The sequence below is a fragment of the Enterobacter sp. WPR_3_1 genome (assembly GCF_003635055.1).
Lineage (GTDB): Bacteria > Pseudomonadota > Gammaproteobacteria > Enterobacterales > Enterobacteriaceae > Enterobacter > Enterobacter ludwigii.
Genome location: NZ_RBXU01000016.1, coordinates 37,031 through 60,062 on the forward strand (window position 1 = coordinate 37,031; position 23,032 = coordinate 60,062).

Here is a 23,032-nt window from a genome sequence, read left to right on the forward strand (position 1 = left end):
CGGAGTAGTCCTTATGCGGACTACTCCCCTCTTACCGCTCCCGATAACATACCGCCCGCGAAATGGAATTTTTCCATTTATTCCCTCACGTTAGATCCAATTTTCGGTTTTTCAGACAAGGAATGCGTATGTTTAAACTGGCAAAAGCCGCCGTTCTGGTAGGCATGTTATCGACTCTGACCGCCTGCACCGGTCACGTTCAAAATACCAAAAATAACTGCAGCTATGATTACCTGCTGCACCCGGCAATTTCCATTTCGAAGATCATCGGTGGCTGCGGCCCGGCCGCACAGCAGTAAGCGTTTTTCAGGCGTAAAAAAACCGGGAATGTCCCGGTTTTTTGTCTGGCTCAGCGCGTTTTTTGTCGGGGAGCGCTCATGCTTACCCGACAAAACAGGGTTATGGTTTACCCACAAACCCAATCGCCTGGTACACCGCCTTAAGGGTTTCAGACGCGCGGGCACTGGCTTTTTCCGCGCCCTCTTTCATCACTTTCTGCAGGAAAGCTTCGTCGTTACGGTAGCGGTGATAACGCTCCTGCAGCTCGGTCAGCATGCCGGAAACAGCATCCGCCACTTCCCCTTTCAGGTGACCATACATCTTGCCTTCGAAGTGTTGTTCCAGCTCAGGAATGCTCTGGCCCGTCACACCGGAGAGGATATCCAGCAGGTTGGAGACGCCCGCTTTGTTCTGCACGTCGTAACGCACAACAGGTGGCTCATCCGAGTCGGTCACCGCACGCTTGAGCTTTTTAACGACCGATTTCGGGTCTTCCAGCAGGCCGATAACGTTGTTGCGGTTATCGTCAGACTTGGACATCTTCTTGGTTGGCTCCAGCAGCGACATCACGCGTGCGCCGGATTTTGGAATGAACGGCTCAGGCACTTTGAACACGTCGCCATACAGCGCGTTAAAGCGCTGGGCGATATCGCGGCTCAGTTCCAGATGCTGTTTCTGATCTTCGCCAACCGGCACCTGGTTGGTCTGGTACAGCAGAATATCTGCTGCCATCAGTACCGGGTAATCAAACAGACCGGCGTTGATGTTTTCTGAGTAGCGCGCGGATTTATCCTTGAACTGCGTCATGCGGCTCAGTTCGCCGAAGTAGGTGTAGCAGTTCAGCGCCCAGCCCAGCTGCGCATGCTCTGGAACGTGAGACTGAACGAAAATGGTGCTCTTCTCAGGATCAATTCCGCAGGCCAGATACAGCGCCAGGGTGTCCAGGGTGGCTTTACGCAGCTTCTCAGGATCCTGACGTGCAGTGATAGCATGCAGATCCACAATGCAGTAAATGCAATGGTAATCATCCTGCATGCTGACCCACTGACGTAACGCACCCATGTAGTTACCAATGGTCAATTCACCTGACGGCTGTGCGCCACTAAAAACGATGGGCTTAGTCATTATTCAATTCCTGATTATCACTGTGCGAAAGCCCGAGTGCGGGCAACAAATCTTTGAAGTGGTCGAACACGACGTCCGGCTCACTCAGCGTGATGGCCTCACCGTAGTTGTAGCCATAGGTTAATCCCACTGAAGGACAACCCGCCGCTCTGGCAGCCAGAATATCATTGCGGGAATCACCGACAAAGAGCAGCTCCGCGGGCGTTAAGGATAATTTTCCTGCCACCAGCAATAACGGTTCCGGATGCGGCTTTTTGTTCTGCACATCATCACCGCCAACAATGACGGAAAAATACTTCGCGATATCCAGCGCTTCCAGCAGAGGGGCGACAAAAGGTGTCGGTTTGTTTGTCACCAGCCCCAGCGGAATGCCGTTGGCATGAAGCGCACTCAGCGTTTCTGCGACATCCGGGAACAGGAAACTGCCCTCTTCGACCGTCTCTTCATAGAAACGATTGAACAATTTACGCAGGATACGCAGCTGTTCTTCCTGCGGGATATCCGCATGATCCACGCTCGGTTTACCCTGTGCGGAACGCTGGGACACACGCTCCTGGCGGGCCCATGTCAACGCGCGCTCCATCAGGACATCGGCGCCATTGCCAATCCACGTGATGACACGCTCTTCGCCCGCAACGGGCAGTTCAAGAGCATACAGCGCCTGGTCTACGGCGCTGGTTAAGCCCGGCGCGCTGTCGACCAGCGTGCCGTCGAGGTCAAATGCGATACCCCGGGTTGCCTGCAATTTATCCATGACTTACCTTCGCCAGTTCACGGCGCATTTCATCAATGACTTTTTTGTAATCCGGTTGGTCGAAAATCGCTGAACCTGCAACGAACATATCCGCGCCCGCTGCCGCAATTTCACCAATGTTATTCACTTTTACGCCACCGTCGACTTCCAGACGAATGTCGTAACCTGACTCATCAATACGACGGCGCACTTCACGCAGTTTATCCAGCGTATGAGGGATAAACGACTGACCGCCAAAGCCCGGGTTAACGGACATCAGCAAAATGACATCCAGCTTATCCATCACATGGTCGAGATAGCTCAGCGGCGTAGCCGGGTTGAAAACCAGACCCGCTTTACAGCCATTCTCTTTGATGAGTTGCAGCGTGCGATCCACATGTTCAGACGCTTCAGGGTGGAAGGTGATGATACTGGCTCCCGCAGCGGCAAAATCAGGCACGATACGGTCAACAGGTTTCACCATCAGATGAACGTCAATCGGCGCGGTAATACCGTAGTTACGCAGCGCTTTAAGCACCATCGGGCCAATGGTCAGATTAGGAACGTAGTGGTTATCCATAACGTCGAAATGGACGACATCCGCGCCCGCCGCGAGTGCTTTTGCAGTGTCTTCACCCAGGCGGGCAAAATCGGCCGACAGAATTGAGGGAGCAATCAAAAACTGTTTCATCCGCATCTCCTTGAAATGTGTTTACCGGCGGGCAAAACGGCTCAGGGGCGATAAAGAGCCAGGAGTTCGTCCACCTTTTTACGTGTGCCGCCGTTGCTGCTTATGCTACGCCGCACTTTAACCTGAAAATGCTTCGCGGCTTTGTACCATTCGCGCGTATCAGGGGTATCGTGATTCGAAATTAACACCGGAATTCTTTTGCTGACCAGCTTTTCCGCCATCTCCGCCAGACGGGCCTGCTCGGCCGGACTGAAGCTGTTGGTGTGATAAGCGGTGAAATTTGCCGTCGCGGACAGCGGTGCGTAAGGCGGGTCGCAATAGACCACCGAGTTTACGCCTGCCAGCTCCATGCACTCTTCATAGGAGAGGCAGTGGAATTCGGCATTCTGCGCTTTTTTAGCAAAGTGATACAACTCATCCTGTGGGAAATACGGACGCTTATAACGGCCAAACGGCACGTTAAATTCACCACGAAGATTATACCGGCACAGGCCGTTGTAGCCGTGTCGATTGAGATAGAGGAACAACAGCGCCCGACGGAACGGATCCTGACTCTGATTAAATTCAGTGCGGAACTGGTAGTAAACGTCCGGATTATTGTGCTCGGGTGTAAACAGCTTCCGAGCCTCTTCCACGTACTCGTCGGTCCGCAGCTTGACGATGTTGTAGAGGCTGATGAGGTCGCTGTTGATATCCGCCAGGATATAACGAGAAAAATCGGTATTCAGGAATACCGATCCAGCGCCCACAAAGGGCTCGATAAGACACTCGCCTTTCGGCAGGTGCTTTTTAATATCATCGAGCAGGGGGTATTTTCCCCCTGCCCATTTCAGAAAAGCGCGATTTTTTTTCATGCTGACTAACTGATTACACCTTCTCCGGCTGTGGAGAAAGCTCCGACAGCATCCTGCGCTTTAAACATTACTTCAGATCAGCCTGAACCTGATGAATTGGCTTAGCCCATGGGTTTTTCGCCTGAACGTCGGCTGGCAGCGTTGCGACAGCACGTTTCGCTTCATCTTTTGAAGCATAAACGCCACTTACCAGCACGTACCACGGCTGACCATTACGGGTCGTCTGATAAACCACATAGTTTTTCAGATTTGTTTTCTTCGCCCAACCGTTGAGGTTGTCATAGTTAGACGAACTGCTCAGCTGCAGCGTGTAATTGCTGGACGGGGCTGACTTCAGCGAACCGACGTTACCTGCAGTCTTGCCTGCTGCGGCGCTGGTTGTTGCCGTGGCTGCAGGTGCAGTTGCAGTAGGTGCAGTTGCAGCTGGTGCCGAAGTGGCAGTTGGTGCCGTGGTGGTCGCCGTTGCTTTCGGTGCTGTCTGCGTAACCGGTGCTTTTGCCGGTTCGCTCACCGTGGCCGTTTCAGTACGTTTTGTCTGAGCTGGCGCTTTCACTTCAGGCGCTTTGACGACTGCCTGAGGTTTGGTTTCACGCTTAGGTTCAATCACAGCCTGCTTACGTTCAGGACGGGTCGCAGGTTGCGTCTGGCGCGGTTTGGTTTCGGTTGCAGCCGTTTGCGGCTGAGCGTTACCACCGCGGATCGGCGCAACGGTCGCAGGTTCAGTTGGCAGCGTAGAGTTAACCACGGCATTGTCCACCTGCGCCTGATTTTGCGGCTGCGTCAGGGCATTGTTCAGGTCGCCCTGAACTTCTACACGCTGCTGGCCTTCCGGCGTGGCAGGTGCCTGACCCTGTGCGGGGGTAGAAGAAACTGGCGGCAGAGAAACATCCTGCGGCTGTGTTGTATTTCCGGCAGTCTGCTCGGCGGAGGTGGTACCCGGCGCTGGCTGTGCACCATTCGCCTGATCGGTCGCATCGTTACCAGAGAGGCTGATGCTCTTCTCAGTGGATGCCGCTTGCTCACCGGAAGGGGTCGAAGGCGCTTTTAACGCAGAACCAATACCGACAATCAGCAGCACGAGCACCAGAACGCCGAGTCCCATCATGATGTACTGGCGGGAGGCGGGTTTCTGCGCAGCGGCTTTTTTACGTTTACGTGGGCGACGCTCTACAGGCTCTTCGTCCATTGAATCTTCTTCGGACTCATAACCCTCTTCTTCTTCTCGCTCATCACGCGCGTTGCGGCTACGCGAAGGGCGACGATCGTCTGCATCCAGATCAACATCGTCAAAGTTGATCTGCGGCTCGTTATCACGTTCTGAAGATTGACGAGAACGACCAGTACGACGATCGCTGGGATCGGGTTTCAGCTCGTCTTCTGGTTTGAATTCATCCATTTAACACCCCACTCAAAGGCTTATGCCAACGACTTTGCATTTCGCCTGAAGCTAAACGACCACCTGTAACAGTGGCCTGACCTTTCTAGTTGTTACGCCTGCTGACAGTCAGCAATAGCGCCAAGAACCACATCATGCGGCACTCCGCCGCGTACTTCACTCTTCCCTATTGCAAGCGGGAGTACAAGACGCATCTCACCTGCCAATACTTTTTTATCGCGCATCATGTGGGGTAAATACGCTTGTGCCGACATTTCTTTCGGCCCGGTTACCGGCAAGCCCGCACGCTCAAGCAGCGTGATGATGCGTGCCGTCTCTTCCGGTTTAAACTGCCCCAGACGTTCAGAAGTGCGGGCAGCCATTACCATTCCGGCAGCGACTGCTTCACCGTGAAGCCAGTTACCGTAACCCATTTCGGCTTCAATCGCGTGACCAAACGTATGCCCAAGATTCAGTAAAGCACGTAAGCCCGTTTCACGCTCGTCTGCAGCGACAACTTCCGCTTTCAGCTCACAACAACGACGAATGCAGTAAGCCAGTGTCGCCTCATCCAGGCGCAGCAACGCATCCATATTCTCTTCCAGCCAGTCAAAGAACTCGCCATCCAGAATAATGCCGTATTTGATCACTTCAGCCAGGCCGGAAGCCAGCTCGCGTTTCGGTAGGGTTTTCAGACAGTCGAGATCCACCACCACCGATGCCGGCTGGTAGAACGCGCCAATCATATTTTTACCGAGCGGATGGTTAACGGCCGTTTTGCCGCCGACAGAAGAGTCGACCTGAGACAGTAACGTGGTAGGGATTTGAATAAAACGCACACCACGTTGATAACTTGCAGCCGCAAAGCCCGTCAGATCGCCCACAACACCGCCGCCCAGGGCAAGCAGTGTTGTATCGCGACCATGCGGTTTTTGCAGCAATGCGGTAAAGACGGTATCCAGTACCGCCAGGCTTTTATACTGCTCGCCATCGGGCAGAATCACACTGTCGACTTTAACGCCCGCCTGTTCAAGCAGGTGGCGAACGCGGTCGAGATAAAGCGGAGCCAGCGTCTCATTGGTGACCAGCATCGCCTGATCACCCGCTTTCAGTGGTAAAAAGGAAGCTGGGTCGTTAAACAAACCAGCCGCGATGGTGATTGGGTAACTACGTTCCCCGAGAGTAACTGTAATCCTCTCCATGACGCGACATCCACCTTTAATGCTTTTACCCGCAGGCGATTGTATATAAAGCCAGAATCAGTTGCTTTCCAGCATATGAATAATCTGGTTTGCAACCACTTTAGCGCTCTGATCGTCAGTACGAATGGTCACATCAGCAATCTCTTCGTACAGCGGATTGCGTTCATCGGCCAACGCTTCCAGAACTTCGCGTGGTGGCGTTTCAACCTGCAGCAGCGGGCGCTTTTTATCGCGCTGCGTACGTGCCAGCTGTTTTTCGATGGTCGTCTCGAGATAGACCACTACGCCACGGGCGGAGAGACGGTTGCGGGTTTCGCGAGATTTGACAGAGCCACCGCCTGTTGCCAGAACAATGCCCTGCTTTTCCGTGAGTTCGTTGATCACTTTTTCTTCTCGGTCACGGAAACCTTCTTCGCCTTCTACGTCGAAAACCCAGCCCACATCAGCTCCGGTTCGTTTCTCAATCTCTTGATCAGAATCGTAAAATTCCATATTGAGTTGTTGAGCTAACTGACGCCCAATAGTGCTTTTGCCGGCACCCATAGGCCCAACCAGAAAGATATTGCGTTTCTCTGCCATTTTATCGGTACTACTAAGACTATTCGTTAATGGTAATCCCCGCTTCGCAGACACCCGGCGTAGCAGGACATGAACTGAAACCTCATATGCAATAGAGCGAGAGTCAGACTAAAAATTATCTCAATACTCCGGCTTGTTTGGCAACTGATTAAATCACCGCACCAGACGCATAAGGCAATAAGACGTAAGTCCAACTCAAATCGGTACTCCTTGTATGCTAATTCATGCCCCACGTCAAACATCTGCAACAATCTGAATGCAAAATCATTGGGAGGATCGTGACTCTTCAGAGAATACCGACCAGTCGTGGTGTAATAAACACCACTAACTCCCGTCGTTCATTGTCCTTTCCGTCATGGCGAAAAAGCTGTCCAAGCCACGGGATGTTGCCCAGCCCAGGCACGCGATCGCTTCCGGTTTTATTCTTTTGCGAAAAAATTCCGCCCAGCGCCAGCGTTTCTCCACTTTTTACTTCCACCTGGGTTTCAATTTCTTGTTTATCGATGGCGAGCGTTTCACCATCGGCCTGCTGCAGCACCTGTCCTGGCATATTTTCACTGATGTGCAGCTTCAGGCGTACGCGACCTCCGGGCAGCACCACCGGCGTCACCTCCATGCCTAACACCGCCTCTTTAAATTCCACGGAGGTAGCCCCGCTGTCACCGCTGGAGACCTGATATGGGATCTCACTGCCCTGCTTAATACTGGCCGGTTGCATATGCGAGGCCAGCAGTCGTGGGCTGGCGATGATATCGACCTGCTGCTTTTGCTCCAGCGCCGACAACTCCAGATCCAGCAGCCTGCCGTTAATCCGCCCAATGTTAAAACCCACATGGGTGGTGGCGTTTGCCACGGACAAATCGCTGCCAAGCGTTGTGAGTTGCCCGACCTTGCCCGCCTCCGTTGCGTCTGCGAGATTCCACTTCACCCCCAGCTCACGCAGGCTTTTTTCATTGATGGTCACGATATGCGCCGCCAGTTCCACCTGCTCGACAGGGATATCCATCTGTGTCGCCCAGTGCTGCAGCGTATCAAGCACCGCCTGGTTATCCCGTATCAGCAGACGGTTCGTGCGCTTGTCGACAGACAAACTCCCTTTTGGGCTGAGAAGTTTTTCCGCCGCTTTTTGCAGCTCCCCGGCGTCAGCGTAAGAAAAAGGTATGCTGTGCGAGACCAACGGCGCATCAAGCTGTCGGCGTGTCCGCTCCTGCTCTTTGCGTTCCAGCTGTTCACGCTGCCAGGCTGCGGTGTGAACATAAAAAATGCCCCCTTCTTCATGCAGAACAAGCCCGGCGCTGGTGACGACCGTCTGTAGCGCCTGTCGCCAGGGGACGCGTGTCAGATTGAGCGACAGCGTGCCGCTGACATCTGGCGATACCACCAGATTACGGTTCTCCTGTGCGACCAGCGCCTGTAGCACCTGCACCACCGGTACCTCATCCACCACCAGCGTGACCGGCTTTGGCGCGGCGGCCCACAGCGGATGACTGAACGCCAGCAGCCACAGCGTTATCCTTATGTTCATTCTTTTTCGTTCCTTCTCGTTGCCACGTCCATTGTCTGGGTTCACATGCATCCCCCACATCGACGACCAGTTCCCTTTCATTGAGGGCCGTTACCCGCCAGCCCACCGGGAGACGCTGTTGCGGTGTCAGGCGATGCCAGCGCTTTTGCCCGTCCTGTAAAATGCCAGTGTCCTGAGTGCCGCCCACCATCCCGTGGTAATGCCACTGCGCCAGTTGCCCTACCGCACAAGGGTCATCCGGCGGGCGAAAAGGATCCCGCATCCCGGTCACTAACAGGGCGCAACTCACCAGCAGGCAACGCGCGCTATTTCGCATGCTGCTCCTCCAGCTCCACCCGCAGGCGTAATGCCGAACCCTGTGCAGAGAGAGCAAAGGCGGCAACCTGAACATCCCGCTGCGCCAGCCGGCTGAAAACAGTCGGGATGGCCTGCCATTCAGCATCCAGCGTCAGTTCCCCTCCGTTTTGCGACGGCTTCCAGTGAACCAGTCTTGTACCCGCCCCCTGAAACTCGAGTGGCGAAAAAGGCGTCATTACCGTGGCTTCACGGGGGGCGTGACGCTGCGGCACCTGACTGGCGGCGGGCCATAGCGAGACATTAGCCTGTGCGGCCTCGCTGACCTGCCGCTGAAGTTCAGCCACCTGCTTTGTTACCGGTCGAAGCACCATGCCCCACGTCGTACTCCCCAGAAAGAGAACGCTCAGACACCAGCACAGCACCCGCCATCGGGGGCTGCTTTCGCACCAGCGTTCGAACAAGGTTTCCACGCGTTAGCCCTCGCTTCTCAGATGAAAAGTGAACATCCAGCGCCCCAGGTCATCCTGCTGTAATTCCCCCGTCGGCCCGGGGGTAAACCCCGCCATCTTTCCGAGCCCATCCCGCAGAGCAGAGAGCGCGGGGAGTGTTGCGGCATATCCGGTTAACATCAGTGAAGGGGGCTGATAGCGCAGTTCGGTCAGCCAGACCTGGGATGGCATCATCCCGGCAAAGGACTCCAGCACCGGCTGCCAGGCGCGTCGTTGAGGCGCTGGCGCGGGCGTCTCTGTGCCTGACCTTGTACGAGACACCAGCACCTGCTGCACGGACTGCATGCCCGCCAGTTGAATATGCAACGCACGTGTCATCACGAGAGGATTCATCCGCAGGCTGAAAACCCCCATCAGTATCAGCAGCCACGTAGCGACAAACAGTACGCCCCAGAATCGCAGGCAGCGCACGCGCCGCTGCCGCCGCCACGGCAGAAAGTTCGTCATGCTCATTCCGGCACCTCACTCATGGCCAGCGCCAGCGCGACGGTATAATCAGCGCCGCATACCGGCAGAGGAGCATGGCAACGAACCAGGGCGTCCCAGGGGTCTCGCTGGCTATCAAAGAGGGCAATGTCCTGCGGCGTGAGGGCCAGCAGTGCCGCGAGATCGGCCACGTTTTCCGCTTCCGTGGTAAAACGCCGTCCCCACTGATGGCGCATCGCCCACAGCCACTGATGCCCATCCCGCCAGGCGACACACTGCGCCGGCGCTACCGCAGGGAGAAGGTTCGCCAGCGCACTGGCATCCGGGGTGATCGTCACGAGCCGTAAACGCAACATCTTTGCCAGCGTCAGCAGGGGGTGAATCTCGTTGTTTTGTGCAGCGGTGACATGGAATGTATTGCTGAACGTATCCTGCACATAATCAAAACAGAGCGTGTCAGCAGCCATCTCCAGTTCACGCGCGAGCGTCGCCCCCAGCCAGGAGAGCTGTTCGCTGTCGCGCAGCGCCACGCCCGGACGAGGAAGCGATCGTTGCAGCGTGCGTGCCGCCGGAAATGAGAGAAACACCCGATGGGAGTGTGGCAACGTTTTCCGCCAGTCGCGCAGGGCGTCAACCAGTTGTTCAGGCTGGCAAATTTTGCCATCCCGGATAATCCCGTCGGCCAGAGTGATAGCCCACCAGCGGCACAAACGCCAGCCCGACCGCTCCCGGGCCAGCGCCACTATCTGCACCCTATCCTGTTGAATATGAACGCCTGTTTGCCATATTTTGAAAGCCATGCTTCACGATCTCCTTATCGCCCGTCAGGTGACGGCTATATCAATGAATCAGGCTTGCCTTTATACTACCGCGCGATTGTTTAGAAACTGCCCAAGTGAAACCAAATGGGAAATCTCCGGTGAAGTTCGTAAAGTATTTATTAATCCTTGCAGTCTGTTGCATTCTGCTGGGAGCAGGCTCGATTTATGGTTTGTACAAATATATTGAGCCGCAGCTGCCTGATGTCGCTACGCTTCGCGATGTGCGACTCCAGATCCCGATGCAGGTCTACAGCGCCGATGGCGAGTTAATGGCGCAGTACGGCGAAAAGCGTCGTATCCCGCTGACCTTAAATCAAATTCCGCCCGTGATGGTCAAAGCCTTTATCGCTACCGAGGACAGCCGTTTTTACGAGCACCACGGTGTCGATCCGGTGGGGATTTTCCGTGCTGCAAGTATTGCGCTGTTCTCCGGTCATGCCTCTCAGGGGGCAAGCACCATTACACAGCAGCTGGCGCGTAACTTCTTCCTTAGCCCAGAAAAGACCCTGACCCGTAAGATCAAAGAGGTGTTCCTTGCGATCCGTATTGAGCAGTTGTTGAGCAAAGACGAGATCCTTGAGCTGTACCTCAATAAAATCTACCTCGGCTACCGCGCCTACGGTGTTGGTGCGGCCGCGCAGGTGTACTTTGGTAAACCTGTCGAGCAGCTGACGTTAAGCGAAATGGCGACCATTGCCGGTCTGCCTAAAGCGCCATCGACCTTCAACCCGCTCTACTCGCTTGAACGCGCCACGGCGCGTCGTAACGTCGTCCTGTCACGTATGCTGAGCGAAGGCTATATCAGCCAGAGCGAGTACGAACAGGCGCGCAACGATGTCATCGATGCCAACTACCATGCGCCGGAGATTGCCTTCTCTGCCCCTTATCTCACCGAAATGGTGCGTCAGGAGATGGTGAGCCGCTACGGCGATAAAGCCTACGAAGATGGCTACCGCGTTTACACCACCGTGACCCGCAACGTTCAGCAGGCGGCTCAGGAAGCGGTGCGTAACAACGTGATGGATTACGACATGCGCCACGGTTATCGCGGCCCGTCGAATGTGCTGTGGAAAGTCGGCGAAAGCGCCTGGGACAGCAAAAAAATCACCAGTACGCTGAAAGCGCTGCCCACCTATGGCCCGCTCCTTCCCGCCGTGGTGACTCAGGCCGATCCGCAGGAAGCGGTGGCAACGCTGGCGGATGGAACGTCTGTCTCCCTGCGTATGGACGGGATCCGTTGGGCTCGCCCGTACCGCTCAGACACCCTGCAAGGCCCGACGCCGCGTAAAGTGACGGATGTCGTCCAGACCGGACAGCAAATCTGGGTACGCAAGGTGGGCGACAGCTGGTGGCTGGCGCAGGTGCCAGACGTTAACTCGGCCCTGGTGTCCATCAATCCGCAGAACGGTGCCGTGCTGGCCCTGGTCGGTGGGTTCGATTTTAACCAGAGCAAATTTAACCGCGCCACCCAGGCGTTGCGTCAGGTTGGCTCTAACATCAAGCCGTTCCTCTACACCGCAGCAATGGATAAGGGACTGACTCTCGCCAGTATCCTGAACGACGTGCCTATCTCCCGCTGGGATGCTGGTGCCGGTTCTGACTGGCAGCCGAAGAACTCACCGGCGGAATATTCAGGCCCTATTCGTCTTCGTCAGGGTCTTGGGCAGTCGAAAAACGTGGTGATGGTGCGCGCAATGCGTGCGATGGGTGTCGACTATGCCGCGGAATATCTGCAACGCTTCGGTTTCCCGGCTCAGAACATCGTGCGCACCGAATCGCTGGCGTTAGGGTCTGCGTCCTTTACGCCGCTTCAGGTGGCGCGCGGGTACTCGGTGATGGCTAACGGCGGCTTCCTGATTGACCCGTACTTCATCAGTAAAATCGAGAACGACCAGGGTGGCGTGCTGTTTGAAGCGAAGCCGAAAATTGCCTGCCCTGACTGCGATATTCCGGTCATTTACGGCAATACACCAAAATCTGAGGTGATTGAAAACAAAGACATGGAAGACGTTGCCGTGTCTCAGGAGCAGACGAACCCTGTGTTGCCGCAGCCGCAGCTGGAACAGGCTAACCAGTCGCTGGTAGCGCAGAGCGGGGCGCAGGAGTATGCACCGCATGTCATCAACACGCCGCTGTCGTTCCTGATAAAGAGCGCGCTGAACACCAACATCTTCGGCGAACCTGGCTGGCAAGGGACCGGCTGGCGGGCAGGACGTGATTTACAGCGCCATGATATCGGCGGTAAAACGGGGACAACAAACAGCTCGAAAGATGCGTGGTTCTCCGGTTACGGCCCGGGCGTGGTGACGTCAGTCTGGATCGGTTTTGACGATCATCGCCGTGATTTAGGCCGCACCACGGCTTCAGGCGCGATTAAAGATCAGATTTCTGGCTACGAAGGCGGCGCGAAGAGTGCGCAACCGGCCTGGGATGCCTATATGAAATCCGTGCTGGAAGGCGTTCCGGAGCAACCGCTGACGCCACCACCGGGCGTGGTTACCGTCAATATCGACCGCAGCACCGGGCAGCTCGCCAATGGCGGCAATAGCCGTGCAGAGTATTTCATCGAGGGCACGCAGCCAACCACACAGGCGGTGCATGAGGTGGGTACAGAAATCATTGATAACGGCGAAACGCACGAGTTGTTCTAACGGGCAACGTAAAAACGGCAACCTCAGGTTGCCGTTTTTTTTGTTCTCTCACACGTTGTAGACATCAGGCTGTTATAACCGCCCCTGCCCCTTCAGCCATTCGCGTACCAGGAACAGCGCGCTCACGTTGCGGGCCTCGTTAAAGTCAGGGTCTTCGAGCAGGTCCATCATATGGGCCAGCGGCCAGCGAACCTGTGGCAGTGGCTCCGGCTCGTCCCCTTCCAGCGATTCTGGATAGAGATCCTCAGCAACCACAATGTTCATTTTGCTGGAAAAATAGGAGGGTGCCATGCTCAGTTTTTTCAGGAACGTCAGTTCGTTCGCGCCAAAACCGACCTCTTCTTTCAGCTCGCGATTGGCCGCCTCAAAGACCGTTTCACCCGGATCGATGAGCCCTTTCGAGAACCCAAGTTCGTAAGATTCGGTTCCCACGGCATACTCGCGGATTAAGATCAGATGGTCGTCGACGACAGGAACAATCATCACCGCTTCGCGCGAAGAAGGGCGCATACGTTCGTAAACGCGACGCACACCGTTGCTGAACTCCAGATCCACACTTTCGACATTAAACAGGCGCGATTTTGCGACTGTTTCAACATTCAGAATGGTGGGTTTTTGTAGTGGTTTGCTCATCGTGATGGGGTCTTAGCAGTGGGAACTGGCTTTATTGTGCGATACGCCGCACGGTTTCGGCAATGTCAATTGTTCTGTATTTACATTTATGCAACGTAACAGGAATCAATCCTCAATTCAAAACAAATGTCAAGAGGTTGAAATGTTTCCAGGAATTTGCTGATATCGCGCCATAACAGGCTTTGCTATCATCATCGGTCACTGGGATGCGCTTCAGAATGCTCAAGTTCGACTCCATACTTGCCGATAGCCAACCACAGACTCTCATTCAATGTTAAAGGTGCTACTGACTACACCTGTAAGAAGATAAGTAAGATGGGGAAAGCATGAGCACCATTTTGATTGTTCTCGCTGCTATGCTGGCCGGCGCATTGGTTGCAGGGTGGGTATACAGGCGTCGCGTAAGGCGTCGTTACCGGCTGCCCTTTTTAAACGCCTTTGCCGGTGCGACGACGCGTAAACTGACGCAAGAAGAGCGCGATGCAGTAGAAAACTATCTCGAAACACTGAACCGTTCTCAGTTAACACCTGGGCCGACGGGGGCAACTGCTGCGCCGGTGGCGCTCAAGTTAAATGCGCAAAGTGACACAGTGCTCAGTGTGACGCGCTCCATCACCCGCTATGGCATCACCACAGACGATCCCAACAAATGGCGCTATTATCTGGATTCGGTTGAAGTGCATCTGCCCCCGTCCTGGGAGCAGTACATTAATGACGAAAACAGCGTAGAGCTGATCCATACCGATTCGTTGCCGCTGGTTATCTCACTCAACGGCCATACGTTGAATGAATATCTTCAGGAAGCCCCGCGTTTTGCGCTGGAACGCGCAAGTTCAACGCAGGCCTCCATTCGTGGCGAAGAGACAGAGCAGATCGAGCTGCTGAACATTCGCCAGGAGACGCATGAAGAGTACGCCCTGAGCCGCCCTGACGGCATTCGCGAAGCGATTCTGATCGTGGCCGCGTTCCTGCTCTTTTTCATCTGCCTGCTGACGCCGGATGTGTTTGTCCCCTGGCTGGCTGGCGGTGCCGTACTGTTGCTGGCGGCCGGGCTGTGGGGGCTCTTTGCCCCGCCGGCAAAAACCTCGCTACGTGAGATCCACTGCCTGCGCGGTACTCCTAAGCGCTGGGGTCTGTTCGGTGAGAGTGACCAGGAGCACCTCAATAATATCTCGCTCGGTATTATCGATCTTATCTACCCGCGCCACTGGCAGCCGTGGATTGCCCAGGATTTAGGGCAGAAAACCGATATCGATATCTACCTTGACCGCCATGTGGTGCGCCAGGGGCGCTTTTTATCCCTGCATGATGAAGTAAAAAACTTCCCGCTTCAGCACTGGTTACGCAGTGCGGTCATTGCCGGGGGGGCAGCGCTGGTCTTTATCATGCTCCTGCTGTTTGTCCCGCTGGATATGCCCATTAAATTTACCCTGTCATGGATAAAAGGGGCGCAAACCATTGAGGCAACCAGCGTCAACCAGCTGGACGAGGCTGGCGTGCGGGTCGGTGATACGCTGCGCCTGAAGGGCACCGGGATGTGTAACATTCATACGCCTGGCGCATGGAATACGCGTCAGAGCTCGCCGTTCATGCCGTTCGATTGCTCGCAAATTATCTGGAATGATGCGCCGCCGCTGCCGCTACCTGAATCTGAGGTTGTTAATAAAGCCACGTCGCTTACCCAGACGGTCAACCGCCAGCTGCACCCGAAACCCGATGACGACTCACGCGTGAGCCCTGCCCTGCGCTCGGCCATTCAGAAATCGGGGATGGTGCTTCTGGACGACTTTGGTGACATCGTTCTGAAAACACAGGATTTGTGTTCCGCTCAGGACGAATGCGTACGTCTCAAAAACGCCCTTGTGAACCTGGGTAACAGTAAAGACTGGGATTCGCTGGTGAAACGCGCGGAAGCGGGCCGGCTGGATGGCGTTAACGTGCTGCTGCGTCCGGTCAGCGCCGAGTCGCTGGATAATCTGGTCGCCACGTCAACCGCACCCTTCGTGATGCGCGAAACCACCCGCGCGGCGCAGGCGCTGAACAGCCCGGCACCGGGCGGCTTTGTGATCGTCAGTGATGAAGGGAGCGACCTGGTCGATCAGCCATACCCGCAGGTCGCACTTTATGACTACCCGGCTCAGGAACAGTGGGGCCAGTTCCAGCGCCTGGCGCAGATGCTGATGCAGACGCCGTTTAGCGCTGAAGGGATTGTGACGAGTATCTTTACCGATGCCAACGGCACGCGCCACATCGGCCTGCACCGCATGCCGGACAGCGCAGGCCTGTGGCGCTACATCGGCACCTCGCTGCTGATGATTGCGATGCTGGTATGCATTTGCTGGAACGGTTTTATGGCGCTGCGTCGCTATCAGCGCTCTCGTACCAGGCTTGCCGACATCCAGCAGTATTACGAAAATTGCCTTAACCCTAAGCTGATCCCCTCCTCTGAGAGCCTGATCTGATAACGTCGATGCGCGACAAGATGTGCTACCCTGTCGCGCACGTTTCTTCAGGCTGGAGTTCCCCCTTATGCATCTTGATATCGCCTGGCAGGAGGTTGATACCGTTCTGCTGGATATGGACGGCACGCTGCTCGATCTCGCCTTTGATAACTATTTCTGGCAAAAGCTGGTTCCGGAAACCTATGGTGAACAGCAGGGGATCTCCGCGGCAGAAGCGCAGGAATTCATTCGTTCGCAATATAGCGCGGTGCAGCATACGCTAAACTGGTACTGTCTTGACTACTGGAGCGAGCGCCTCGGTTTGGATATTTGTGCCATGACCACCGCCCAGGGCCCGCGCGCCGTACTGCGTGAGGATACCGTGCCTTTTCTGGATGCGCTGAAAGCGAGCGGCAAGCGCCGTATCTTGCTGACCAACGCCCATCCTCACAATCTGGCCGTGAAGCTGGAGCATACGGGTCTTGCTTCGCACCTTGATTTATTACTTTCCACCCACACATTTGGTTATCCGAAAGAGGATCAGCGGTTGTGGCATGCGGTGGCGGAAGAGACCGGTTTGCAGCCGGAACGTACGCTGTTTATTGATGACAGCGAGCCTATTCTGGATTCCGCGGCCAGGTTTGGCATTCGCTATTGTCTGGGCGTTACCAATCCTGACTCTGGCCTGGCTGAAAAAAGCTATCTGCGCCATCCGGGGCTGAACGACTATCGCCAGATGATCCCCTCACTGACCGTGAAGGAGAGGCCATGAAAGAAAAACCCTCTGAAGGGGTAAGACTGGATAAATGGCTGTGGGCGGCCCGTTTTTATAAAACGCGCGCCCTTGCCCGCGACATGATCGACGGCGGTAAAGTGCATTACAACGGCCAGCGCAGCAAACCGAGCAAGCTGGTCGAACTGAATGCCACCTTAACGCTGCGTCAGGGCAACGATGAACGTACCGTGGTGATTAAAGCCATTACTGAACAACGACGGCCCGCAACCGAAGCCGTCCTGCTGTATGAAGAGACGGCTGAGAGCATTGAAAAACGCGAGAAGACCGCGCTGGCGCGCAAAATGAATGCGCTGACAATGCCCCACCCGGACCGGCGTCCGGATAAAAAAGAGCGCCGCGATCTGATGAAATTTAAACACGGTGAGACCGAGTAACCCTCACCTGCACGAGAGACTATTATGGCCCAACACGACCAATTACACCGCTACCTGTTTGAACAATTCGCCGTGCGCGGCGAGCTGGTCACCGTATCCGAAACCTGGAAACAGATTCTGGAAAACCACAACTACCCGCTGCCGGTGAAAACCCTGTTGGGCGAACTGCTGGTTGCCACCAGCCTGCTGACTGCCACCCTGAAATTTGCCGGGGATATCACCGTGCAGTTGCAGGGTGATGGCCCTATGACCCTGGCGGTCATCAACGGTAATAACCAGCAGCAGATGCGTGGCGTGGCGCGCGTACAGGGCGATGTTCCTGAAAACGCGGACCTGAAAACGCTGGTGGGTAATGGCTATCTGGTCATCACCATCTCCCCGGAGGAAGGTGAGCGCTATCAGGGCGTGGTTGGCCTCGAAGGCGATACGCTGGCGGCCTGCCTGGAAGATTACTTCATGCGTTCAGAACAGCTGCCAACGCGTCTGTTCATCCGCACCGGTGAAGTAGACGGTCAGCCTGCTGCTGGCGGTATGCTGCTGCAGGTTCTGCCTGCGCAGGACGCGCAGACCAACGACTTCGAGCACCTCGCGACCCTGACGGAAACCGTCAAAGCAGAAGAGCTGTTCACCCTGTCGGCGACCGATGTCCTGTGGCGTCTTTATCACGAAGAAGAAGTGACGGTTTACGACCCACAGTCGGTGGAATTTAAGTGCACCTGTTCACGTGAACGCTGCGCTGGCGCGCTGAAGACCCTGCCGGATGAAGAGATCGACAGCATCATGGCGGAAGACGGCGAAATCGATATGCACTGTGACTACTGCGGTACGCACTACGTGTTCAATTCGATGGATATTGCTGAGATCCGCAACAACGCCTCCCCGGCGGATCCTCAGGTCCACTAAGCAAAGCCTGCCCTCACTTTGCCCTCTCCCTTTTGCGAGAGGGCAAAGTGCAAAAAAGCCCTCTCTGGCTGAATCGTTTTTAACACTGTAACTCTTACGTAATTTTCTTACGTGTATGCGATTACATTCACATTCCTTCCGATAAAATCACCACCCATTAACCTTTTCGGAACATTTTCCCCAACCAAAAAGCGATTCCTGCGATAATCCGCCTGCCCTGTGACTGGAGTCGCAGCGTTTTCCGTTAGTAAGGGTTTTGTCCAGATGCGTAAATCTATGAGCCCCGTCGCGGTTAACAACCTCACAAAAACCCTACAATTTCAGACAGTACATATTGGCTAAGGAGCAGTGATATGCGTGTTACTGGTTTAACCCCGCAAGATCTCAAGGCTTATGGTATTCACGACGTCCAGGAAATCGTCTACAACCCCGATTACGATACGCTGTATCAGGAAGAGCTCAATCCAGCACTGGAAGGATACGAGCGAGGTGTGTTGACTAACCTTGGTGCTATCGCCGTCGATACCGGTATCTTTACCGGTCGTTCGCCGAAAGATAAATACATCGTCCGAGACGAGACCACCCGCGACACACTGTGGTGGGCTGATAAAGGCAAAGGGAAGAACGATAACAAACCGCTCTCTCCGGAAACCTGGCAGCATCTGAAAGGGCTCGTTACCCATCAACTTTCCGGCAAGCGTCTGTTTATCGTTGATGCTTTCTGCGGCGCTAACGCCGACACCCGTCTTTCCGTGCGGTTTATCACTGAAGTGGCCTGGCAGGCGCATTTCGTGAAAAACATGTTTATTCGTCCTGACGACAAAGAGCTGCAGGATTTCACCCCTGACTTCATCGTGATGAACGGGGCGAAATGCACGAACCCACAGTGGAAAGAGCAGGGTCTTAACTCCGAAAACTTCATCGCCTTTAACCTGACCGAGCGTATTCAGCTGATCGGCGGTACCTGGTACGGCGGCGAAATGAAGAAAGGGATGTTCTCGGTGATGAACTACCTGCTGCCGCTGCGCGGTATCGCTTCCATGCACTGTTCGGCAAACGTCGGTGAAAAAGGGGATGTGGCGGTGTTCTTCGGCCTGTCCGGCACCGGTAAAACCACCCTTTCTACCGATCCGAAACGTCGTCTGATTGGCGATGACGAGCACGGCTGGGATGATGACGGCGTGTTTAACTTCGAAGGGGGCTGCTACGCGAAGACCATTCGCCTGTCTGAAGAAGCGGAGCCAGATATCTTCCATGCCATCCGCCGCGATGCGCTGCTGGAAAACGTCACCGTGCGTGCCGATGGAACGATCGACTTCGACGATGCTTCGAAAACCGAAAACACCCGCGTGTCTTACCCTATCTACCACATCGACAACATCGTGAAGCCGGTGTCAAAAGCGGGCCACGCGACGAAGGTGATTTTCCTGACGGCAGATGCGTTCGGCGTGTTGCCTCCGGTGTCCCGCCTGACCGCCAGCCAGACGCAGTACCACTTCCTGTCTGGTTTTACCGCCAAACTGGCCGGTACCGAGCGCGGCGTGACGGAGCCAACGCCAACCTTCTCCGCCTGCTTCGGCGCAGCGTTCCTGTCGCTGCACCCGACGCAGTACGCGGAAGTGCTGGTTAAACGCATGCAGGCGTCCGGTGCGCAGGCGTACCTGGTGAATACCGGCTGGAACGGCACCGGCAAACGTATCTCCATCAAAGATACCCGCGCCATTATCGACGCCATTCTGGATGGTTCACTCGATAACGCCGAAACCTTCACGCTGCCGATGTTTGATCTGGCAATCCCGACGGCGCTGCCGGGCGTAGAGACCCGTATTCTCGACCCACGCAATACCTACGGTTCACCGGAGCAGTGGCGTGAGAAAGCAGAATCGCTGGCGAAACTGTTTATTGAGAACTTCGAGAAGTATACCGATACCCCGGCAGGTGAAGCGCTGGTGAGTGCGGGTCCGAAGCTGTAACAGCTGACACGACCTGCAAAAAAAAGGGTGGCTTTTGCCACCCTTTTTTAACTCTCTCTCACCTGCCCGCGCGTCACCGGCACCGGTAACCATGCGCGAATGCTTAAACCGCCCCGCTCACTGGTCCCAATCTCCAGCAAGCCGTTATGGTTATCCACAATACGCTGCACAATCGCCAGGCCTAAGCCGGTTCCGCTGGTACTGCGCGCGCTATCGCCCCGCACAAACGGCTGGAACAGATGCTTACGCTGCTCTGGCTTAATGCCCGGACCGTCATCTTCCACCTGGAACCAGGCGCGATTGAGCTCAGATCCGCTGCTGACTTTAATCCAGCCATTGCCATAACGGGCCGCGTTAACCACCATATTGGCCACCGCACGTTTAATGGAAAGCGGGTGCATCCGCACCTGAATTTCACCGGCCTGCAGGTCGGTATCGATTTCCCGCTCGTAGCCGCTTTCCGCCGCGACCACTTCACCGAGTACCGCATTCAGATCGGCCATCTCCATCGGCATCTCCTGCCCGGTACGCAGGTAGTCAATGAACTGCTCGATAATGGCGTTACACTCTTCGATGTCCTTGTTAATGGACTCCGCAAGATAACCATCCTCTTCGCCCATCATCTCCGTCGCCAGACGGATACGCGTGAGCGGCGTGCGCAGGTCATGACTCACGCCCGCCATCAGCAGCGTACGGTCGTCCGCCAGCTGCTTCACGCCAGCCGCCATATGGTTAAAGGCCCGCGTCACGGAACGCACTTCTGAGGCACCGTACTCACGCAGTGGCGGAGGAATAATCCCTTTACCGACCTGCAGCGCAGCGTGCTCCAGGTCGACCAGCGGTCGGTTCTGTATACGAATAAACAGCCACGCGCCGCCTATCGCCAGCAGCATAATGGCAAGGGTGTAGCGGAACAGCGGTGAGAAGTCACCCTGGTGAATTTCGGTCAGCGGGACGCGCACCCAGATATTGGGTGACAGCCACGTTTTCAGCCAGACGACCGGCGAGCTTTTGTTGACCTCAACGCGCACTTCCGTCGGGCCACCTAACTGCTGCGCCATCTGCTGGCTGAGGAACTCATAATGCTGCGCCCAGCGCAGGCCAGCGTCTTCTGCCGCTTCGTTGGAGTAAAGCGAAATACCCAGCTCACGGTAGATTTCACGGCGAAACGCCGGGGGAACAACTAACTGCGTGCCGTCCTCCAGTTGCAGTTTATCGGTCATCAGCATACGCACTTCGTATGCCAGAACCTTATTGAACTGCTGGAGGCTCGGCAGGATCGCAAAGTTCAGCACCACCAGATAGGTTGTCACCAGGCTGACGAACAGCAGGGTGACAATCAGTAACAGCGTACGGGCAAATGAGCTTCGCGGAGAGAAGCGCATTCGCCTCATGCTTTAGCGCCGTCCGGGACAAACACGTAGCCCAGACCCCATACGGTCTGAATATAACGAGGATGCGCCGGATCTTCTTCCACCATGCGGCGCAGACGGGAGATCTGCACGTCAATGGAACGTTCCATTGCGGAGTATTCACGGCCGCGCGCCAGGTTCATCAGCTTGTCACGTGAAAGCGGCTCACGCGGGTGGCTGACCAGCGCTTTCAGCACCGCGAACTCACCGCTGGTGAGCGGCATAGGTTCATCTTCACGGAACATCTCACGGGTACCGAGATTGAGCTTGAACTTACCAAACGCAATCACCGCTTCTTCCTGCGACGGTGCGCCAGGCAGTTCGTTCGCCTGACGGCGCAGCACGGCGCGAATACGGGCCAGCAGTTCACGCGGGTTGAACGGTTTTGGAATGTAGTCGTCAGCACCGATTTCCAGACCAACGATGCGGTCAACCTCTTCCCCTTTCGCCGTCACCATGATGATCGGCATAGGGTTGCTCTGGCTACGCAGACGGCGGCAAATGGAAAGCCCGTCTTCACCAGGCAGCATCAGGTCGAGTACCATAAGATGGAAAGATTCGCGGGTCAGCAGACGATCCATCTGCTCAGCGTTGGCCACGCTACGAACCTGGAAGCCCTGCTCGGTCAGATAACGCTCAAGCAGCGCACGCAGGCGCATGTCGTCATCCACGACCAGAATTTTGTAGTTCTCTTGCATTGTGTGTACTCCCAAAGGTTCGGATAGTCTAATAACAGCGTATTCTAAAAAAGTGCACGTGTTCGACCAGCTAATTCTGGTATAAATTCTAGTCGAAATTGTTACAAAGCATATTTAACAGCAGCTTATCTGCACATTTCATCACATAAATCATTATTAACGTTGTCTGTTAGACTACGTGATACGTAATGTGCGCAAAGAATGCAATGATGTCGAGTCTTAAGGTCACCCCATGAAAACGCCCCTGATCACCCGCGAAGGGTATGAGAAACTCAAAAAAGAGATGGATTACCTGTGGCGCGAAGAGCGTCCTGAAGTGACCAAGAAAGTGACCTGGGCCGCAAGCCTGGGCGATCGCAGTGAAAATGCTGACTACCAGTACAACAAAAAACGGTTACGTGAAATCGACCGCCGGGTCCGCTATCTGACCAAATGCCTTGAGAACCTCAAAATAGTGGATTACTCCCCACAGCAGGAAGGCAAAGTGTTTTTCGGCGCGTGGGTCGAGATTGAGAACGACGATGGCGACACCCTGCGTTTTCGTATCGTCGGCTATGACGAAATTTTTGGTCGTAAGGATTACATCTCTATCGACTCACCAATGGCCCGTGCGCTGCTGAAAAAGGAAGTGGGCGATTTGGCCGTCGTGCAGACCCCTGGCGGCGAAGCCAGCTGGTACGTCAACGAAATTACGTACGTTAAATAGTCCGAGAGCGCCCTCCGCGGCTGGCATTT

Annotated in this window: 23 protein-coding genes; 8 read left to right on the forward strand and 15 right to left on the reverse strand. The window is 55.3% G+C overall.

The window, feature by feature from the left end; translation table 11 throughout:
• Positions 1 to 128 precede the first annotated feature (128 nt).
• Positions 129 to 299, forward strand: a complete 171-nt coding sequence (locus BJ887_RS22185) for a YhfL family protein (protein ID WP_020884583.1) — start codon at positions 129 to 131, stop codon at positions 297 to 299.
• Positions 300 to 399: 100 nt separating this feature from the next.
• Here BJ887_RS22185 and trpS read toward each other — a convergent pair whose 3' ends face one another.
• The 12 genes from trpS to BJ887_RS22250 form a co-directional block, all read right to left on the reverse strand.
• Positions 400 to 1,404, reverse strand: coding sequence for a tryptophan--tRNA ligase (gene trpS / locus BJ887_RS22190; RefSeq protein ID WP_014171943.1), 1,005 nt, complete (start codon positions 1,402 to 1,404; stop codon positions 400 to 402).
• Positions 1,397 to 2,158 (reverse strand): phosphoglycolate phosphatase, encoded by a 762-nt coding sequence (gph, locus tag BJ887_RS22195; RefSeq protein WP_020884582.1) that lies wholly within the window; start codon positions 2,156 to 2,158, stop codon positions 1,397 to 1,399. The genes trpS and gph overlap by 8 nt, the downstream gene beginning before the upstream one ends.
• Complete coding sequence (gene rpe / locus BJ887_RS22200) at positions 2,151 to 2,828, reverse strand: ribulose-phosphate 3-epimerase (RefSeq protein WP_014885523.1); 678 nt, start codon at positions 2,826 to 2,828, stop codon at positions 2,151 to 2,153. The genes gph and rpe overlap by 8 nt, the downstream gene beginning before the upstream one ends.
• A 41-nt stretch (positions 2,829 to 2,869) precedes the next feature.
• Positions 2,870 to 3,682: an adenine-specific DNA-methyltransferase gene (gene dam, locus BJ887_RS22205; RefSeq protein WP_014171946.1), complete on the reverse strand. Its 813-nt coding sequence runs from the start codon at positions 3,680 to 3,682 to the stop codon at positions 2,870 to 2,872.
• A 67-nt stretch (positions 3,683 to 3,749) separates the two neighbouring features.
• Positions 3,750 to 5,078 (reverse strand): cell division protein DamX, encoded by a 1,329-nt coding sequence (gene damX, locus BJ887_RS22210; RefSeq protein ID WP_121340458.1) that lies wholly within the window; start codon positions 5,076 to 5,078, stop codon positions 3,750 to 3,752.
• A gap of 92 nt (positions 5,079 to 5,170) precedes the next feature.
• Positions 5,171 to 6,259 (reverse strand): 3-dehydroquinate synthase, encoded by a 1,089-nt coding sequence (gene aroB / locus BJ887_RS22215; RefSeq protein ID WP_047355667.1) that lies wholly within the window; start codon positions 6,257 to 6,259, stop codon positions 5,171 to 5,173.
• 57 nt (positions 6,260 to 6,316) lie between these two features.
• Positions 6,317 to 6,838, reverse strand: coding sequence for a shikimate kinase AroK (gene aroK / locus BJ887_RS22220; RefSeq protein ID WP_003861630.1), 522 nt, complete (start codon positions 6,836 to 6,838; stop codon positions 6,317 to 6,319).
• Between the two features lie 286 nt (positions 6,839 to 7,124).
• Positions 7,125 to 8,363: a DNA uptake porin HofQ gene (gene hofQ / locus BJ887_RS22230; RefSeq protein WP_121340459.1), complete on the reverse strand. Its 1,239-nt coding sequence runs from the start codon at positions 8,361 to 8,363 to the stop codon at positions 7,125 to 7,127.
• On the reverse strand, positions 8,275 to 8,679 hold the full coding sequence (locus BJ887_RS22235; RefSeq protein WP_047954768.1) for a HofP DNA utilization family protein: 405 nt from the start codon (positions 8,677 to 8,679) through the stop codon (positions 8,275 to 8,277). Before BJ887_RS22235 ends, hofQ begins: the two co-directional genes overlap by 89 nt.
• Positions 8,669 to 9,130, reverse strand: coding sequence for a hypothetical protein (locus BJ887_RS22240; protein ID WP_059305537.1), 462 nt, complete (start codon positions 9,128 to 9,130; stop codon positions 8,669 to 8,671). The genes BJ887_RS22235 and BJ887_RS22240 overlap by 11 nt, the downstream gene beginning before the upstream one ends.
• Before the next feature lie 3 nt (positions 9,131 to 9,133).
• Positions 9,134 to 9,622 (reverse strand): PilN domain-containing protein, encoded by a 489-nt coding sequence (locus tag BJ887_RS22245; RefSeq protein WP_121340460.1) that lies wholly within the window; start codon positions 9,620 to 9,622, stop codon positions 9,134 to 9,136.
• Positions 9,619 to 10,395 carry a DNA utilization protein HofM gene (locus BJ887_RS22250; RefSeq protein WP_121340461.1) on the reverse strand — a complete coding sequence of 259 codons (777 nt, stop codon included), beginning with the start codon at positions 10,393 to 10,395 and terminating at the stop codon, positions 9,619 to 9,621. Before BJ887_RS22250 ends, BJ887_RS22245 begins: the two co-directional genes overlap by 4 nt.
• A gap of 119 nt (positions 10,396 to 10,514) precedes the next feature.
• Here BJ887_RS22250 and mrcA point away from each other — a divergent pair, with 119 nt between their 5' ends.
• Complete coding sequence (gene mrcA, locus BJ887_RS22255; RefSeq protein WP_020884575.1) at positions 10,515 to 13,067, forward strand: peptidoglycan glycosyltransferase/peptidoglycan DD-transpeptidase MrcA; 2,553 nt, start codon at positions 10,515 to 10,517, stop codon at positions 13,065 to 13,067.
• Positions 13,068 to 13,139: 72 nt separating this feature from the next.
• On the opposite strand, the gene nudE is transcribed toward mrcA, so the two are convergent.
• Positions 13,140 to 13,700, reverse strand: a complete 561-nt coding sequence (nudE, locus tag BJ887_RS22260; RefSeq protein ID WP_014171956.1) for an ADP compounds hydrolase NudE — start codon at positions 13,698 to 13,700, stop codon at positions 13,140 to 13,142.
• Between the two features lie 326 nt (positions 13,701 to 14,026).
• On the opposite strand from nudE, the gene BJ887_RS22270 reads away from it, so the two are divergent.
• From BJ887_RS22270 to pckA, 5 genes are all read left to right on the forward strand, one after another.
• A complete protein-coding gene (locus tag BJ887_RS22270) occupies positions 14,027 to 16,162 on the forward strand; it encodes an intracellular growth attenuator family protein (protein WP_032679110.1) in 2,136 nt (711 codons plus the stop codon).
• Between the two features lie 67 nt (positions 16,163 to 16,229).
• Complete coding sequence (gene yrfG / locus BJ887_RS22275) at positions 16,230 to 16,913, forward strand: GMP/IMP nucleotidase (protein ID WP_121340462.1); 684 nt, start codon at positions 16,230 to 16,232, stop codon at positions 16,911 to 16,913.
• Positions 16,910 to 17,311 carry a ribosome-associated heat shock protein Hsp15 gene (gene hslR, locus BJ887_RS22280; protein WP_020884572.1) on the forward strand — a complete coding sequence of 134 codons (402 nt, stop codon included), beginning with the start codon at positions 16,910 to 16,912 and terminating at the stop codon, positions 17,309 to 17,311. Before yrfG ends, hslR begins: the two co-directional genes overlap by 4 nt.
• Positions 17,312 to 17,335: 24 nt before the next feature.
• Complete coding sequence (hslO, locus tag BJ887_RS22285; RefSeq protein WP_014171960.1) at positions 17,336 to 18,214, forward strand: Hsp33 family molecular chaperone HslO; 879 nt, start codon at positions 17,336 to 17,338, stop codon at positions 18,212 to 18,214.
• A 353-nt stretch (positions 18,215 to 18,567) separates the two neighbouring features.
• Entirely contained in the window at positions 18,568 to 20,187 is a 1,620-nt protein-coding gene (gene pckA / locus BJ887_RS22290) for a phosphoenolpyruvate carboxykinase (ATP) (RefSeq protein WP_014171961.1), read from the forward strand.
• 47 nt (positions 20,188 to 20,234) lie between these two features.
• Here pckA and envZ read toward each other — a convergent pair whose 3' ends face one another.
• Together envZ and ompR are read right to left on the reverse strand one after the other, a co-directional pair.
• Positions 20,235 to 21,581, reverse strand: coding sequence for a two-component system sensor histidine kinase EnvZ (gene envZ, locus BJ887_RS22295; RefSeq protein WP_014171962.1), 1,347 nt, complete (start codon positions 21,579 to 21,581; stop codon positions 20,235 to 20,237).
• The gene (gene ompR, locus BJ887_RS22300; protein WP_006177890.1) at positions 21,578 to 22,297 is read right to left on the reverse strand and encodes a two-component system response regulator OmpR; all 720 of its coding nucleotides are present in this window, start codon (positions 22,295 to 22,297) and stop codon (positions 21,578 to 21,580) included. Before ompR ends, envZ begins: the two co-directional genes overlap by 4 nt.
• Positions 22,298 to 22,529: 232 nt before the next feature.
• Between ompR and greB the strand changes: the two genes are divergently transcribed.
• Positions 22,530 to 23,003, forward strand: a complete 474-nt coding sequence (gene greB, locus BJ887_RS22310; protein ID WP_014171964.1) for a transcription elongation factor GreB — start codon at positions 22,530 to 22,532, stop codon at positions 23,001 to 23,003.
• Positions 23,004 to 23,032 lie beyond the last annotated feature (29 nt).